13 protein-coding genes and 1 pseudogene are annotated in these 15,668 nt (G+C 70.1%); 7 read left to right on the plus strand and 7 right to left on the minus strand.

Going from position 1 to position 15,668, the window contains the following annotated elements; genetic code table 11:
- Positions 1-64 precede the first annotated feature (64 nt).
- From IM697_RS30970 to IM697_RS45090, 5 genes are all read left to right on the plus strand, one after another.
- Positions 65-508, plus strand: a complete 444-nt coding sequence (locus IM697_RS30970; RefSeq protein ID WP_194039391.1) for a DUF6041 domain-containing protein — start codon at positions 65-67, stop codon at positions 506-508.
- Positions 509-521: 13 nt separating this feature from the next.
- Complete coding sequence (locus IM697_RS30975) at positions 522-1,412, plus strand: DUF6206 family protein (protein ID WP_194039392.1); 891 nt, start codon at positions 522-524, stop codon at positions 1,410-1,412.
- Position 1,413: 1 nt separating this feature from the next.
- Positions 1,414-2,202 (plus strand): 4'-phosphopantetheinyl transferase family protein, encoded by a 789-nt coding sequence (locus IM697_RS30980; protein ID WP_228044242.1) that lies wholly within the window; start codon positions 1,414-1,416, stop codon positions 2,200-2,202.
- A gap of 13 nt (positions 2,203-2,215) precedes the next feature.
- Positions 2,216-3,472, plus strand: a complete 1,257-nt coding sequence (locus IM697_RS30985; RefSeq protein ID WP_194039393.1) for a nitroreductase family protein — start codon at positions 2,216-2,218, stop codon at positions 3,470-3,472.
- A gap of 422 nt (positions 3,473-3,894) precedes the next feature.
- Entirely contained in the window at positions 3,895-4,557 is a 663-nt protein-coding gene (locus tag IM697_RS45090; protein WP_228044243.1) for a response regulator transcription factor, read from the plus strand.
- A 56-nt stretch (positions 4,558-4,613) separates the two neighbouring features.
- On the opposite strand, the gene IM697_RS30995 is transcribed toward IM697_RS45090, so the two are convergent.
- The 4 genes from IM697_RS30995 to IM697_RS31010 form a co-directional block, all read right to left on the minus strand.
- Complete coding sequence (locus IM697_RS30995; RefSeq protein ID WP_194039394.1) at positions 4,614-4,916, minus strand: RedY protein; 303 nt, start codon at positions 4,914-4,916, stop codon at positions 4,614-4,616.
- Positions 4,917-4,951: 35 nt separating this feature from the next.
- Positions 4,952-6,130 (minus strand): L-prolyl-[peptidyl-carrier protein] dehydrogenase, encoded by a 1,179-nt coding sequence (gene redW, locus IM697_RS31000; protein ID WP_194039395.1) that lies wholly within the window; start codon positions 6,128-6,130, stop codon positions 4,952-4,954.
- The gene (locus IM697_RS31005) at positions 6,127-9,039 is read right to left on the minus strand and encodes a beta-ketoacyl [acyl carrier protein] synthase domain-containing protein (protein ID WP_194039396.1); all 2,913 of its coding nucleotides are present in this window, start codon (positions 9,037-9,039) and stop codon (positions 6,127-6,129) included. Before IM697_RS31005 ends, redW begins: the two co-directional genes overlap by 4 nt.
- 147 nt (positions 9,040-9,186) lie before the next feature.
- Entirely contained in the window at positions 9,187-9,915 is a 729-nt protein-coding gene (locus IM697_RS31010; protein ID WP_194039397.1) for an AfsR/SARP family transcriptional regulator, read from the minus strand.
- A gap of 535 nt (positions 9,916-10,450) precedes the next feature.
- Here IM697_RS31010 and IM697_RS31015 point away from each other — a divergent pair.
- Positions 10,451-12,129: pseudogene (locus IM697_RS31015) on the plus strand (chloride channel protein).
- A 138-nt stretch (positions 12,130-12,267) separates the two neighbouring features.
- The gene (locus IM697_RS31020) at positions 12,268-13,014 is read left to right on the plus strand and encodes a DUF4142 domain-containing protein (protein WP_194039398.1); all 747 of its coding nucleotides are present in this window, start codon (positions 12,268-12,270) and stop codon (positions 13,012-13,014) included.
- Here IM697_RS31020 and IM697_RS31025 read toward each other — a convergent pair whose 3' ends face one another.
- The 3 genes from IM697_RS31025 to IM697_RS31035 all read right to left on the minus strand — a co-directional run bounded on the left by IM697_RS31025 (position 13,015) and on the right by IM697_RS31035 (position 15,614).
- Positions 13,015-13,752, minus strand: a complete 738-nt coding sequence (locus IM697_RS31025; RefSeq protein ID WP_228044244.1) for a hypothetical protein — start codon at positions 13,750-13,752, stop codon at positions 13,015-13,017. It abuts the gene before it with no gap.
- Between the two features lie 202 nt (positions 13,753-13,954).
- Positions 13,955-14,491, minus strand: coding sequence for a MarR family winged helix-turn-helix transcriptional regulator (locus IM697_RS31030; protein ID WP_194039399.1), 537 nt, complete (start codon positions 14,489-14,491; stop codon positions 13,955-13,957).
- 34 nt (positions 14,492-14,525) lie between these two features.
- Entirely contained in the window at positions 14,526-15,614 is a 1,089-nt protein-coding gene (locus IM697_RS31035) for a PP2C family protein-serine/threonine phosphatase (protein WP_194039400.1), read from the minus strand.
- Between the last annotated feature and the right edge of the window lie 54 nt (positions 15,615-15,668).

Genomic DNA, 15,668 nt, shown 5'->3' on the forward strand with positions numbered 1-15,668 from the left:
GTCGACGGATCTTGTCCGGAAACAACCCCGGCCAGACGGCCACTACATCGGAAGAATCCGACAGGTGACCAAACGAATCCTGATTCTGCAGCGCGTCGTCGGCGTCCTCTACATCATCGCGGGCGTCGGCAAGTTCTTCCCGGAGATCGAGTCGGTGGAGCAGCGCCTCAACGACGCCGCCGACGCCAACCACGACATCGCCGTGATCGGAGACTTCACCGACTGGCTCGCCAAGTACCCGACGGGCGTGACCGTCTTCGTCGCAGCCGCGATGGTCGTGAGCGGCCTGGTGCTGATCCGGAACCGGGAGCTGGTGCTCGCCGCGCTCTACGGGCAGCTGGTGATGCTGGTCTGCTTCGTGATCGTCCTGGTCAGCAGCGTGCCCCAGATCCTGCTGCTCGACGCCGCGTTCTTCGCCGCCGCCGTCCATCTGATCGTGGTGCACCGCCGGGCACCGGCCGGCTCCGCCCATCGCCGCGCCGAAGCCGGGGCGGACACAGAGACGTAAAGGCCCGATGCCCATGTCCTTCACCGTTCCCCACGACGAACTCGGTCACCTCGAGAAGCAGGTCCAGGCCGCGCTGCGCACCGCCGACGACAGCTCCCTGGACATCCTGGGCCATGGCGAGGTCACCCTGGTGCTCCGGCTACGGACCGACCATGGTGCCTATGCCTGCAAACGGCTGCCGGTCTTCCCCGACCGCGCACGCTTCGAGCGTTACCGTCGCAGCCTCGACGAGTACTTGCGACGCCTCACCGACAGCGGCCTGAACGTCGCCGACACACAGGTGTGGCACACCCATCGACCGGCCGGGCGGATCGTGGCGTACTGCGTGCAACGCGAGCTGCCGGAGCGGCGGCTGTGCTCACGGCTCCTGCACACCGAGGACGAGACCTGGGCCAAGGACTTCTTCTCCCGGTTCCTCGACCAGGTGGACCGGACGGTCTCCCCCTCGCTCGGGCTGGACGCCCAGGCATCCAACTGGATCGACATGGGCGGCGAGTTGACGTACCTCGACGTGACCTCTCCGCTCATGCGGGACGACAAGGGCCGGGAGAAGCTCGACGTCCGACTCTTCTTCACCTCGCTGCCGTGGGTGCTGCGCGACGCGGTCCGGCTGTCGCTGAGCAAGTCGATCTTCGACAAGTTCTACGGCACGCGCGGTGTACTGCTGGACTTCCTCGGCAACCTCCACAAGGAGCGGCTCGACTCGCTGATCCCGGCCTTTCTGGATCAGGCCAACGGCCGCCTGACCGAGCCCATCACGGCTGAGGAGGTCGCTGCCTACTACCGCGATGACGCGCGGATGTGGGAGCTGATCCAGCGGCTGCGCAAGGCCGACCGCTTCTGGCACCTGAAGGTCCTGCGCCGCCCCTACCCGTTCCTGCTGCCGCCGCCCGTGGACCGCTGACGTGAGCACCGTGACCACACCACCGGCCCGTGTCACGGTGACCGGGCTCGACGACTGCCTGACTCTCGATCCGGCGCGGCCCCTGTACGTCTGTCATGTGCGCGGGCCCCTGACCCTGTCCGTTGTGTCGATCGCATGGCTGCAGGCGATCGGCGACCGAGCGCGTACGGCCCTGGAGTCCCGGCACCTCAGCGATGCCGAGTCGGCGCAGGCACGGCAACTGCCCCTGCCCAAGCGGCGCTTGGAGTGGCTGGCGGGACGCCTGGCGCTCAAGCACGGGGTGTGCGCCTACCAGCGGCGGCACTTCGACGCGCGGACCGGCACCCGCGACGTCCACATCAGCGCCGTCGCCGACGGCCTGCGGGCCGGCAGGCCGTGGGTCGACTTCCCGGTCGAGGTCGGGCTGTCCCACTCGGTGGACTTCGCCGTCGCCGCGTGCGGACCGCGCGCCGTCGGCATCGACGTCGAGCGCACCCGGCGCATGCCGCCGATGCTCACGGAGCTGCTCACTCGCACGCCCGGTGCGGCGAAGGGCACGGAGTCCGTCGGTGTGCGGGCCATGCCGCTGTCATTGCGCTGGGCGTGCAAGGAGGCGGTGCTGAAGCACTTCGGTTTCGGCCTGCGCGTCGACCCGCAAGAGGTCGAGTTGACCGGCTGGCGTCCCGACGGCCGCTTCTCGTGGCGTGCCGGGCCGGGCCTGAGGCGTCATGTGTCCCAGGGCGACGGGGCGCGGTTCGACAGTTGGGCACGCGAAGTCGACGGCTACTCCGTGGCGTTGGTGTGGCGATAGGAGCTCAGCGGCAGTGACATCGACATCCCCCTCCCAGTCCGCTCCCGCGAACCGGGGCGTAGCGTTCCAGGACGCGCTCCAGGCGGCGGCCGAGATCGCCGCCTACAGTCCGTCCTCGCACAACTGCCAGCCCTGGGGCGTCGGTTGGGCGATCGGCGCGGCCGCTCGGCACACCGCGGTGGCACTGCTCGCGGACACTGCCGAGCAGACCGGAGCCGGCTGCGGTCCCGCCGCGCGGAACGAGGTCGAGTATCTGGTCCTCGCCCTCGACCGCGCACGGCAGCTCACGGCGCTCTCCTCGCACGGGGTCGAGATGCTGGTCAGCTGCGGCGCGTACGGAGAGATCCTGCTGCGGGCCCTGGCCGCCCAGGGCTGGCGGGCCGACCGGGTCCGCTTCGTCGACCCGGCCCCAGCGGCCCACGGGCTGAAGGACGACGACCCCGACCGGATCTTCGGTGGCCGATGGCCGCGTGCCTGGATGCCGCTGTGCGTTGTCCGGCTGTCACACGCGCCCACCCCCTCGGGTGACCTCGCCGAGCTGCGCGACACCGTGCGCGCCCGGCACACCAACCGGGGCCCCTACCGTCCCGACAGGATCGAGCCCGCCGTGCTGGCGGGACTGTCGACGACACGATCGGGGCTTTCGCTGTTCCGGGCGGCACCGGGGGGCGACTCAGAGGTCACCGTCCGCCATGTGGTGGCCGATGCCGAGCGCGCCGCGGTCGGCGACCTCGTCTCTCGGCACGGCGGGCGCGACTTCAGCCACCGTGCCGCCTGGCGGGAGACGCACTCGTTCATACGCCGCGACGAGGCCGACGCCGAGACCAGCGGTGACGGCTTCACTCTCGGTCAGCTCTTCGGACCGATGTCGCCGCCGCGTCGATTCGGGATGCGGATCGCCCTGGCACCCGTGACCATGCGGATCCTGCGGCACGTGGGCTACCACCGGATCCTCGCTCGCCAACTCGCCGCCATGGTGCGGTGCTCTCCCGCCGCCGTCGCCCTGTGCTTCGACGACGGGGCACCCGGCGCCGAGTCCGTCGTCCGCGGCGGCGCCGTTCTGGCCGACTACTGGCTCGGCGCGACCCGCGCCGGACTGGTCCTGCATCCCGTGAGCGTCATCCTCCAGCACGACGATGTCCGGGCCGAGTTGGAGCAACGGCTCGGCCTGCCCGGGCGGGCGTTCTTCGTGAGCAGACTGGGACATGCGGTCACGGCATTCCCGCCGTCGCGCCGACTCGCAGCGTCCCACGCACTGCGACTCGTTTGATGAACCCGGTGTCACACAAAGCCTGACGGCTCACCCAACACGCCTCTGACCGGCCAATCACCGGTGTGCCCGGCACATGGACCCTGGCGATGTGGCGTCGTCCCAAGTCCCGTTCCGCTGCCTCATTACGTGCTAGCCTCAATGTGCGCTTATACGAAAAATTACATGGGCGAAAAATGGACTACACAATCAGTCGCCTTAGGCAGCAATGAGTGTCAGAAGAGCGCTTCGGCGCACTCTCGGGGGAGGCACGTACTTTGCACCACCGCATGCGATCACGCCCGAAATCCTCCTGCCGGTCCACCTGGACGGTCCACCCAGCCATCGCCCGATGAGGGCATCTCCGGCCAACGTCACACCCCTGGCCATGTCGGGTGAACCAGCCATGCACCCGCGCGGTCCCATCTCATGGGAGGAAGTCGGTGATCATCCGCGTACTCATTTGCTGCGAGGATGCAATCCTGGGTGCCGGGATGCGAGCGCTGCTCGACCAGCAGCCCGACATCACCGTGATCGGCAACACGACCGGCGCCGAATCCGCAGCAGCCGCCGAGAGGCAGCAGCCTGACGTCCTCGTGATCGTGTCACCTGCGCTGACCGTGGAGCACAAGCGGGAACTCGCCGCCCTGTCCATCGGCACGAAGGTGGTCCTCATCGCGAAGGCGGAGAACGCACCGCGCTCCATCGAGGCCCTGCGCGTCGGCGTCCGGGCGGTCCTGACTCCGGGCACCTCGGCCGACGAGCTGGTCCACGTACTGCGGGCGGTCAGCGCCGGCGGGGCCATCGTCATGCCCGAAGAGGCCAGGCCCAGCCTCCTCCACCACCCACCGGACGAGACCTCCTCGACGCCGGCCGCGAGCCTGGTGACCAACCTGACACCACGGGAATCCGAAGTGATTGTGCTGCTCGCCCAAGGGAAGTCCAATGCCGAGATAGCTGAAAAGATGTCTGTTTCCACGGCGACGGTACGGACCCACGTTCACCATTTACTGAGGAAGCTCGGAGTGGGCACGCGCGCCCAGGCCGTAGCCGTCGCCTACGAGTCGGGGCTCATCTCCGCCATCGGGCGAAAATCGGCCACCTGAGACCAGGCCAACTGAAAAAGATTCAGTATGGGTTTCAACCTTACTGCGTGAAACTCCTACGCCCGGTACCCATCACCGATCCGCTCTCCCGTCACTTCCTCCAGGACTTTCGCCATTTGGCCGAAGTCCGCGACGAGCCGCTGAAACTGTGAGCTTTCCATGTCGCGCTCGAACTCCTCGCGACTGGTCACCTCGATGATCTCGAAGTAGTGAGGGGACCGGGCTACCCGCTGAACACCGAAGGCGAGGACGCTGGGTAGCTCGGGGCAGGTCGCGTAGTCGACCTCCCGTACCCACTTCTCGAAGTGGTCGGCTTCGACGCCGTCGTGCAGTTGTATGCGGTGAATGATGATCGTCAAGGTGAACCTCCCACTGGATGGGGCAGTTGGGGCCGTCAACGGCGACGGCGCGGGCGTCGGCTGTTCCCCAGACCCAACGCGCGTGCGATGTTGTTCTTCTGGATCTCGCTGGTGCCCGAGAAGACGCGTGAGGGCAGGGCGTCACGGAGGAAGGTCTCGGCCTCGCCCTCGACCATCCCCAGGCCACCACGCACCTGGACGGCATCCAGGCCCAGTTGTACGGCGGCCTCGCTGACCGCGAGTTTCGCGAGTGCGGGTGCGATCTCGTCCTGGCTGCCCCGCGCCAGCCCCCAGGCGGCCTTGTACAGCAGGAGCCGGGCGGACTCCAGGCGCAGCGTCATGTCGACGATCCGGTGGCTGACCGCCTGGAAACCCCCGATGGGGGAACCGAACTGTGCGCGCTCCCCGGCGTATTCGATCGTGGACTCCAGGATGCGACGCATGGCGCCCAGGTATATCGCGAACAGGCAGACACGCTCCCACTTCATGGACGCGGAGAACACGCTGGCCCCCGAGCCCTCGGCGCCGAGCATCTGGCGGGCCGGGACGACGCATCCGTCGAAGTGGACATCGGCCGTGGGTGATCCGCGCAGTCCGACCTTGTCGTAGACCGGACCGACGCTGAGTCCCGGGGTGCCGGCCTCGACGATGAACGCCGTGAGTCCGAAGAAGCCTCCGTTCGGCTCGGTCGCCGCCTGCACGACGAAGGCGTCGGCGACGGGTGCGTTCGTCGTGAAGCACTTGCTGCCCTGGAGCACGTACTCGTCTCCCTTGCGCTCCGCGCGGGTTCGCAGGTTCAGCGCGTCGGATCCGGCCTCCGGCTCGGTGATGCCGTGCGCGGCGATCCGCTCTCCCGAGCAGAGTGCGGGGAGCCACTCCCTCTTCTGTTCCTCCGTTCCGAACTCGACGATGGGCATCAGTGAGGCGAACAGATGGGCGGCGACGGAGAACGCGAAACCCGTGTCCTCGGTGCCGTAGCCCAGTGCCTCCATGACAACCGATGAGGTGACCGCGTCCAGACCACTGCCGCCGTACTCCAGGGGCACCGCACCGCCCACCAGCCCCTGTGCGCCCGCGAGCCGCCAGCGCCTGCGGAAGTCACCGGGGTCGAACGCGGTACGCGCCGCATCCTTGCGGCCGACGAGCTCGCGCTGGGCGAACGCGACGACCATGGCGCGCATCTCCTCGCTGTCCGCGTCGAATTCGAAGTTCATCGCGCTCCGTCCAGGTGCTCTTCGATGAGTACGTGGTAGTTGATGCCTCCCGTGCCGAAGGAACTCACGGCCGCGCGCCTCGGTTGCCCGGGCCGGCGGTTCCACGGCGAGGGCGCGGTCGAGACGGCGGCCGGGATGGCGTCGAGGTCGAGGGCCGGATTCAGCGTCCGCAGGTTGGCGTTGGGGGGCAGCGTCCCTGCCCGCATGGCGAGCAGGGTGCGCAGCAGCCCGGCACTGCCGGCGGCCGCGAACGTGTGGCCGAAGAACGACTTGGCCGACCCGATCTCAAGAGGTCGGGACCGCTCCTCGCCGCCGTACATCCGTGCCGCGGCCGCGATCTCGACCCGGTCTCCGACCTTGGTTCCGGTGCCGTGCGCCTCCAGGTAGTCGACCGCGGACGGCTCGAAGTCCACCTCCGCGAAGGCCCGGCGCATGGCCAGCAGTTGCCCCTCCACGTCCGGGGCGATCAGGGACTTGGCGTCGTTGGACGCACCGATGCCGCTGATGAGACCGACGATCTCGTCACCATCGCGGCGCGCGTCGCTGTAGCGCTTGAGCAGGAAGAGGCCACACCCGTCGCCCGGGCTGAAGCCGTCGGCTGCCTGGTCGAAGGGTGCGTTTGTGCTGTGCGACAACAGTCCGAGCGCCGAACAGAGCACCATGTCCCGGGTGTTGCAGGCCAGCTCGACACCACCCGTCACAGCGAAGTCCGCCGTCCCCTGCCGAAGAGCGCCGACACAGATGTCGAGCGCCGCGAGGGACGAAGCGCAGGCGGCCTCGACACCGAGGGGCACGGCGTCGAGCCGGTACTCGTTGGCCAGCAGCGCCGCCACGCCACTGGCCAGGCAGCCGTCGAGGAGAGCCGGTGACATCGCATGGTCCGGCGCCCCCGACATCCCCTCGCGCACCGTTGCCAGCAGGGCCTTCTTCTGCAGTGACGACAGGCCGTCCAAGCCGGCGAGTCGTCCGACCGTCTCGTCCCAGGACTGCAGAGCCATTTCCGCATGGGTGCGGCGCTCGCGCGTCAGGCCCAGATTGGTGCCGATCGCAACGAGTCCCCTGCCCGCGAGCCGTCCCGTCACACCGCCCGCACCCGGATCCCCACCCGGATGCGCTGCCCGTCCCCGGAACAACTCGGCGGCCACGGCGAGCGCGAGGCGCTGAGTGTCGTCCATGGCCGCGTGGCGCAACGGGACGATCCGCACCTCGCCGGGAGGTTCCTCCGGCACCGGCACATGACCGCCCTGGTCGGTGTAGCTGTGGGTGAGACTGAGTGCCCCTGGTGCGTAGTACAGCTCCCGGTCGAGCACGGACTCCGGAACAGGGCCGATACGAGTCTCGCCGGAGCTGACGACCCGCCAGAAGCCCTCGGCATCGGCCGCGCCCGCGAAGCGGCCGGCGACACCCACCACCGCGATCGGTTCCGGGCCCGGCGCCGGGACCGGCATGGCCGCGGCCCCGCCCACGGTTCCCCGGACCCGGCCCGGCGTGGACGCGGTACGGCGTCCGGCCTGCCCCTCCGGCTCGTCGACGTCGCCGGCCCCGTCGTCTCCGTACTCCTGGACGACGAGATGGCAGACGGTCCCGGTGAACGAGGCTCCGAGCACCGCGGCTCGGCGCGGAGTGCCATCAGGGCTCGCCCGCCACTCCTCGCTCCGGGACGGCAGTCGCAGCGGTGTGCCGAGGAAGTCGCTTCCAGCGGCACCGCCCAGCACACGCTGGGGAGGAATCCGCCGGTGGTGCAGGACGAGAGCGACCTTGGTGACGGCGGCGACACCGGCGTTGGCAAAGGTGTTCCCGAGCCGCTCCCGCACACTTCCCACGGCCACGGACGCCGGAGCGGCACCCTCGTGAAGCCCCGCCAGCGCCTTGAGTTCCGCCTCGGCCTCAGCGGTGACGGCCGAGCCCACGCATTCCACATACGCCACCGACTCGGGGCGCACCTCGGCAGCACGCAAAGACGCCTGTGCGAGCGAGCGCCGCAGCTCGGCGGAGCGTGAGGAGCGGAAAGCGCCCGGACGAGAGTCATGGCGCACGGAGGAGTCGAGGATCACGGCGTAGATCCGGTCGCCGTCCCGGACGGCGGAGGAGAGCCGCTTGAGCAACAGGGCGCCGACGCCCTCACCGACCCGGCCGGACTCGTGCCCGGGGGTACCCCGGCTCATCGGACCCATGAGCCCTTTGGCCTGCAGCGCCCTGGTGACGAAGGGGCTCTCCCACCGCTGTCCCGCGACCACGAGGACCGCGTCGGACACCCCGCGGCGGAGATTGCGCACCGCGTGGTCGAGGGCGACGAACGAGGTCGCGTCCGCCGACTCGACCGCGAGCGTTCGGCCGTGGAACCTGAACGCGGTGGCGATCCGGGCGGGGATCGTGCTCGCCATCTCTCCCACCCGATCGTGCGGGGAGGCACCCGCCTGCCGTGCCACCAGCGACCGCAGTTCCCGGGCGGCTGCCCGCGCCGCTGCCGCGTCGACGCCCTCTGCCATGGCCGCCAGCTCGACCTCACGGGCGTAGCGGCCGGCTTCGATCCGCAGTGCGTTGGCGTACTGGCGGTCCAGGCCGAAGCATGTGCCGGTGATGACATCGGTACGGTCCGTCGGCAGTGCGCGTCCTGGGTGTCCGGCGTCCGACAGGCACTGGCGTGCCGCTTCCAGCATGAGAACCTGCATCCGAGCCATGGCCCCTGCCTGAGCCGGTGGAATCCCGAATCGAGCGATGTCGATGTGCAGGTCGTCCAGTGAACCGGGAGTGGGACCCCCGACGCCGGGTGCAGAATCCCGATTCAGCAATTCCCAGTACTGGTCCGGACCCGAAGCACCGGGATAAAGGGCCGCGATCCCCACAATCGCCACAGGCTCGTTCAGGGAAGCGCACTCGTCGCGGCGCAATACCGAATCGGACGACATGATGCGGCCTCTCCTACATATTGTTCCGGGCCGTCACCCGGGTGAAATTCCGCAAGGGCCGAAGGCGGGGAAGGGAGAACACGGGGGGTCGGACGAACAAGACGAGCAAAACGGCGCAGGCCCGACCCCGACGATCCGAGCCGTCCGCTACCTGCTGACCGCCGCGGGTTCGCCCTGGCTGGGCAGGACCGCGGCCGGCAGCCGCAGCGCCGGGTCCTGGGCCAGGATCTCGGCATGCAGCCGCTGCAGCGGCGCCCCGGGCTGGATCCCCAGTTCCTCATCGAGTCGCCGCCTGGCCCACCGGAAGAGATCCAGCGCTTCCCCCTGGCGCCCCTGGCGGTAGAGGGCGACCATGAGCAGTTCGCAGAATCGTTCTCGCAGCGGGTAGAGGGCGACGAGCTGGCGCAGTTCCGCGATCGCGCGCGCCCCGTCGCCGACCGACAGCAGGGCGCTCACCAGGTCCTCGCAGGCGGTCAGTCGGCGTTCGTCGAAGAGGGCCGCCGCGCCCCGCACGCGCAGGCCGTCGCCGGCGTCGAGGAGGGCGGGACCGCGCCAGAGATCCAGAGCCGACTGCAGCACTTCCAGTGAGCGCTCGGGCCGCATCGGCAGGTGCGCGGCTCCCTGGGCAGCCAGATCGAGGAACCTGTTGCCGTCCACGCACTCCGGTGACACCTCGATGAGATAGCCGTTGTTCACACCGCGCAGCACGGAGCCGCCGCGCCGACTCAAGGTGGGCTCGATCGCCCTGCGCAGTCGGGTCGCGGTCGCCTGCAACGCGTTTCGGGCGTTGCCGATGGCATGCCCGGACCACAGTTCATCGACGAGGTCTTCGTTGGACACCGCTCGACCCGCTTCCAGCGCAAGGGTGGCGAGCATCGCCCGCACCTTGTTGGCTCGAATGGCGCGTATCTGCCCCTCTGCGACAACGGAAACCGGGCCCAGTATATTGATTTGCAAGTCACTCCCCCGGGTCTGACGCGAAATGGAGTCGCCCCTGCAATTCAGCGGGAACGGACCATTCGAAAGGACCAGTGACCCACCCCCCACCAGAGCACTGCTCTGCACTGGCGACAGGAGTGTTTGATCCGCTCAACTCTGGCTTGAGTTTTTCAGCCGCATTGACTCCTGTCATCCATCCATTGATGTATTTCTGCGCTACACAATAGGTTGACTCGCAACCCGATCCCGCCTCCACCATTCGTTGAGGCGCTGCCCGCGGAGGCGGCCGTCCGCGGCTCAGGCACCCCGCGTGGAGGCCCCCCTGACGCGTTTTGCATAATGCAAAAGTACGGAAGGGGAAGGAATGGGCACCACTGAGGCGGTCGGCGACGGCGGGCGGATCGGGGCCGCGAAGGGCACTCTCGCGCCCGCGCGCGGCGCGGCGCGGCTGCGTTCCGCGCCCTGGGGCGTGATGGCGCTCGCCGTGGTGGTCGGCGCCGGAGCCGGTGCCGGTTCGGTCATCTTCCGCTGGTGCATCACGGCCTTCACCCGCCTCTTCTCCGGTCATGCCGACTACGCGGCCTCGCCCGGCGCCGGCAACCCGCAGGTGCCGTGGCTGGGGCCGTACTTCGTGCTGCTCGCCCCGGTGGTCGGCGGTCTGCTGTACGGGCCGCTGGTGCACCGCTTCGCCAAGGAGGCGCGCGGGCACGGGGTGCCGGAGGTGATGCTGGCCGTCGCCCAGCGCGGCGGCCGGATCAGCCCGAAGGTCGCGGTGGTCAAGACGCTCGCCTCCGCCCTCACCATCGGCTCCGGCGGCTCGGTGGGCCGCGAGGGGCCGATCGTGCAGATCGGCTCCGCCCTCGGCGCCACGCTGGGGCGAGTGACCAGGGTGCCCGAGGGACGGATGAAGCTGCTGGTCGCGTGCGGCGCGGCGGGCGGCATCGCCGCCACCTTCAACGCGCCGCTGGCCGGGGTCTTCTTCGCCATGGAGCTGATCCTGGGCACCTTCTCCGCGGAGGCGTTCGGGGCGACCGTCCTGGCCAGCGTCACCGCGAGCGTGATCGGCCGGGCCGCCTTCGGCGACGTCGCCTTCCTGGCCCTGCCCGCCTTCCACGTCGCGCACTTCGCCCAGTACGGCCTGTTCGCCCTGCTCGGTGTGATCGCCGCGGTGGTCGGCGTGGGCTTTTCCCGGGTGCTGTATCTGATCGAGGACGCCTGCGACTGGGCCTGGCGCGGCCCGGAGTGGCTGCGCCCCGGGGTCGGCGGCCTGGCGCTCGCCTGGTGCTGCTGGCACTGCCGGAGATGTACGGGGTCGGCTACCCGGTCCTGGAGAAGGCCACCGAGGGCGGGTACGCGGTCGGCTTCCTGCTGCTGTTGCTCGTGGGCAAGGTGCTGGCGACCAGTCTGACCATCGGGATCGGCGGCTCGGGCGGGGTGTTCGCGCCCAGTCTGTTCATCGGGGCGATGCTCGGTTCGGCGTACGGCGCGGGCGTCCACCACCTGCTGCCCGGCACCGCCGGCTCGATGGGGGCGTACGCGCTGGTGGGCATGGGTGCCGTGTTCGCCGGGGCCTCCCGCGCGCCGATCACCGCCGTGGTGATCCTCTTCGAGCTGACCGGCGAGTACTCGATCATCCTGCCGCTGATGCTGGCCATCGTGCTGGCCACCGCCGTCAGCCGGCTGCTGACCCGCGACACGGTCTACACCCTGAAGCTGCGCCGCCGCGGCATCGACCTCGACGGCCCCGCCCCCGGCGCCCGGATCGGCGCCCAGCAGGTCGGCTCCGTCATGGACCCGCTGCCCTCACCGCTGCCCGCGTCGACCGAACTCGCGGACGCGGCCGATCTGTTGAGCCTGTCCGGGTACGGGGCACTGCCCGTGGTCGACGCCCGCGGACGCTACGTCGGTGTGGTCACCGCCCAGGCGATCGCCGAGGCGCTGACGGAGCAGCCGGACGCGGTCCCCGCGGTGGTGGGGCAGCTCGCCGAGCCGCCCGCACCGGTCACGACCGACCAGCCCCTCGCGCAGGCGCTGCACACCCTGCTCTCGGCGGCGGGCACCGGGGTGCCGGTCCTGGATCCCGAACACGGCAGGCCGGTCGGCTGGCTCAGCCACCAAAGCGCACTGCGCGCGGTGCACGCGGCGGCATGAGCGGTCACACGGACCGGCAGCGTGCCCCGGTGTGACGCAGAGCACCAGGCATGGTGCAAAATTTACCCAGTGCAATGATCGCGGGGGGCGGCGCATCCGTACCTTCCGACACCGGGTCCGCTCACGTCAGGAGGTTCCATGGCCCTCTCCCGGAACACGATCGGCACCGTCTTCGTGGGCGGTGCGCTGGTCATCACCTGCTCCGCGCTCGCCTACCCGTCCATGCTCGGCCTGCAGAACGCCTCGAACAACACGGCCCGGATCATCGCCAACACCCCCTACGGGCCGTTGACCGAGGCGGACCGCGACTTCGTGGTCAAGGTGCGCTCCGCCGGGCTGTGGGAGTACCCCCTCGGGGAGCTGTCCATGGAAAAGGGGACGACGAAGGCGATGAAGGAGGCCGGCGAGCACCTGGTCGTCGGGCACGCCCTGCTCGACGCCAGCTCCCGCAAGGTCGCCGCCGAGCTGAACATCACCCTGCCCAACCAGGCCACGCCGCAGCAGCAGCAGTTCGTCGCCACCGTGGACGCCAAGAGCGGCAAGGAGTTCGACTCCACGGCGGTGAACATCATGCGCGTCACACACGGTCAGATCTTTCCGACCATCGGCAAGATCCGCGCCACCACGCAGAACACGCTGGTGCGCCAGCTCGCCGACCAGGCCAACGACGTCGTCCTGGACCACATCACGGTTCTGGAGAAGACCGGACTGGTCAATTTCGACCAGGCCAACTTCCAGCAGACCACGCCGCCGAAGCTGCCCAGGGAGCAACTGACCCCGCCGGTGCCCCAGCCCGGCGCCCCGGTCGTCGTGCTGACCCCGCGCCCGGACCTGCCGGACTTCTACAACACGGGCTCCCCCAGTCCCTCGCCGTCCGCCGGGTGATCAGGAGGCGGCGGCCGGGTCGTCACCGGGCGCGCCCGAGGCCGCAGGGCCGTGCGAGGCGGTGTGGGCGAGCCGGAAGGAGCGTACGACCGCGACCGTGCAGGCGGCGACGAGTGCGGCGGCCCAGCCGCCCAGCGAGCGCAGCGGGTGCGACGGCGACGCTCCGGCCTCCACACCGCGCGGCGGCACCTGCCCCTTCGGGTCGTACACCATGGCGAGCGCGTCGCCGGGCCGGGTGGCCTGCCCGCAACCACGCCAGAGGCGCACCTTCAGGGGGACCCCGTCCCGGTCGGCCACCGCGCACAGGTAGCGGCCGCGGCTGGAGACGGCTCCGGGCCCGCCCTCGACCGCGGTCACCACCACCGACTCCACCTGTCCCCGCTGCGCCAGCACCACGCCCACGGCCGCCTGGGGCGTCTGAAGCGCCAGACAGATCCCGAGCACGGCGACGATGCCGATCAGTGCCCGCCCCGCGCGCACCACACAGAGGTAGAGCACGAGCGCACCGGCGCACACCAGTCCGCCCTCACCGTCCGCCAGCCCGGGAACCCCGTACCAGGCCCCGGCGAGAGCGGCACCGACGATCGCGCCCGCTGCCACGCACCCGGCCAAGAGCCCCTCCACGGTCAGCCACCAGGGCGGCAGGCCGACGAACTCGGCCGGCCCCCACACCGTGCTGCGCAGATGCCCCATCAGGTGCGCCTCCGGCGCGGACACGGGCTGACGTCTTCGCCGCATGCGTCTTCCCTTCCCGCGTCCTTCCGCGTCCGTCATCCTGGTGCACCGAGCGCCCGGTGCGCATTGCCCTCGGTAGGACACACCAACGCGGTCCGCGTTGCCGACATCGGGCAACGGGCCGCACCTTCACGATTCCCTTGCATTATGCAAAACGATCGGCGGGCCGAGAAGTTCGGCCCGGGTCCGACGCCACCCCGGCAGCTCAGGCGTCGCGGGCCACCGGGAGATCCACGGCCCAGCCCAGGGGGTGTGGCTCCGCGTCGTCCAGCGCCGGCGCGAGAGGCTCGCCCCCGGCCTCGTTGAAGGCGGCCAGCGCCTCGATGAGTGCCAGCCGCTGGGTGGGGGTGAGGCGTTCCACGATCGCGGCGATCTCGGTGCGGCGCCGGGCGGTGACGTCCTCGACCGTACGCCGCCCCTCGTCGGTGAGCTGCAGCAGGGTCTCGCGGCGATTGCCGGGGTTCAGATGCCGGTCGGCGAGACCGGCCGCGATCAGCCGGTCGACCATCCGCATCGCGGTGGACGGCGCCACCTGGAGCAGCTCGGCGAGCGCGACCAGCTTCGTGGCGCCCCGGGTGTGCAGGACGACCAGCATCCGGAACTGCGGGAGCGTCACCCCCTCCTCGACCTCGGCGAGGGAGCGGGCGGAGACCGCCACCAACAGCCGGGACGCGGTCAGCACCGCCCGGGTCACCGCATCAACATCGTCCATCGCCCCCGCGGGGGTCTCACGCTCCGGCATATGTCCTTTCTATCGTGCCGAAGTCGCTGCTCACTCACCCAGTGGGAACAGATTTTCCTTCCTCATGACCGTGGTAGCGCAGCAGGAGCATGGCGGCGTCGTCGTGCGGCGGCCCGTCGGAGTGCTGGGCGAGATCCGCGCGCAGGGCCTCCAGGGCGCGGTGCGCATGGGGATCCTTCAGCAGGTGCGCCCGCTCACCGACGGGGTAGAAGCGCCCCTCGTCGTCGCGGGCCTCGGTGACGCCGTCGGTGTACAGCAGGAGCTGATCGCCGGGGGCGAAGTCCACCCGATAGGGCTTCGGGCCCTCGGTCCCGTGCACGCCGAGGCCCAACGGGAGGGCATGGGCGGGCGGCCTCGGGAAGTCGACGGCGCCGTCCCGGCGCACGACCATTGGGGCCGGATGGCCGTAGTTGAGGAAGACGGCCTCCTGGCGGGTGCCGATCTCGGCGAGGATCGCGGTGACGAACTTCTCACCCTCCAGCTCGCGGGCCACGCTGCGTTCCAGTCGCTCGCCGAGCCCCACCAGGTCGGGTTCGTCATGGGCGGCCTCCCGGAAGGCGCCGAGGACGAGGGCCGCCGTCTCCACCGCGGCCAGGCCCTTGCCCTGGACATCGCCCACGATGACCCGGATGCCGTGCGGCGAGGCGACGACCTCGTACAGGTCGCCGCCGATGCGCGCCTCGGCGACGGCGGAGGTGTACGACACCGCCGCCTGCAGCGGACCCGCGGTCAACGGCACCGGCCGCAGCAGCACCCGCTGCGCGACCTCCGCGATCGACCGCACACTGGCCAGCTCCGCCTCCCGGCGCGAGCGCATCACGGCCGCCGCGACGCCGATGGCGGTCACGCCGGCCACCGCGGCCATGGCGGTGAACCCCCGGCGCTCCTCGAACAGCCCGTCGTACAGCCCCAGCCCCACGCACAGCACCAGCGCCACCAGCCCGAAGACCGCCGTACGTCGCCACCCTCCGACCAGCCCCGAGAAGGCGGGACCGAGCGAGACCAGAGGGAGGAAGCCCACCCCCGGCCCCGCCACCACGTCCGCGACCGCCACGATGGCCATCACCACAACCGGCATGGAGGACAGCACCGTCCGGCTCGATGGCGGCTTCTGGTCGGTCATGAAGTACTCCAGCAGTGTCGCGGCACTCGAGAGTCGCCCCTTGCCACCGCGGGC

This window comes from Streptomyces ferrugineus, from assembly GCF_015160855.1.
In the GTDB taxonomy this organism is placed as follows: domain Bacteria; phylum Actinomycetota; class Actinomycetes; order Streptomycetales; family Streptomycetaceae; genus Streptomyces; species Streptomyces ferrugineus.

Coding starts and splice junctions, on each gene's coding strand:
- IM697_RS30975 (WP_194039392.1), top strand. CDS start 522: ATGTCCTTCACCGTTCCCCACGACGAACTCGGTCACCTCGAGAAGCAG.
- redW (WP_194039395.1), bottom strand. CDS start 6,130: ATGAACTTCGAATTCGACGCGGACAGCGAGGAGATGCGCGCCATGGTC.
- IM697_RS31005 (WP_194039396.1), bottom strand. CDS start 9,039: ATGTCGTCCGATTCGGTATTGCGCCGCGACGAGTGCGCTTCCCTGAAC.
- IM697_RS31010 (WP_194039397.1), bottom strand. CDS start 9,915: ATGCTCGCCACCCTTGCGCTGGAAGCGGGTCGAGCGGTGTCCAACGAA.
- IM697_RS31020 (WP_194039398.1), top strand. CDS start 12,268: ATGGCCCTCTCCCGGAACACGATCGGCACCGTCTTCGTGGGCGGTGCG.
- IM697_RS31025 (WP_228044244.1), bottom strand. CDS start 13,752: ATGCGGCGAAGACGTCAGCCCGTGTCCGCGCCGGAGGCGCACCTGATG.
- IM697_RS31030 (WP_194039399.1), bottom strand. CDS start 14,491: ATGCCGGAGCGTGAGACCCCCGCGGGGGCGATGGACGATGTTGATGCG.
- IM697_RS31035 (WP_194039400.1), bottom strand. CDS start 15,614: ATGACCGACCAGAAGCCGCCATCGAGCCGGACGGTGCTGTCCTCCATG.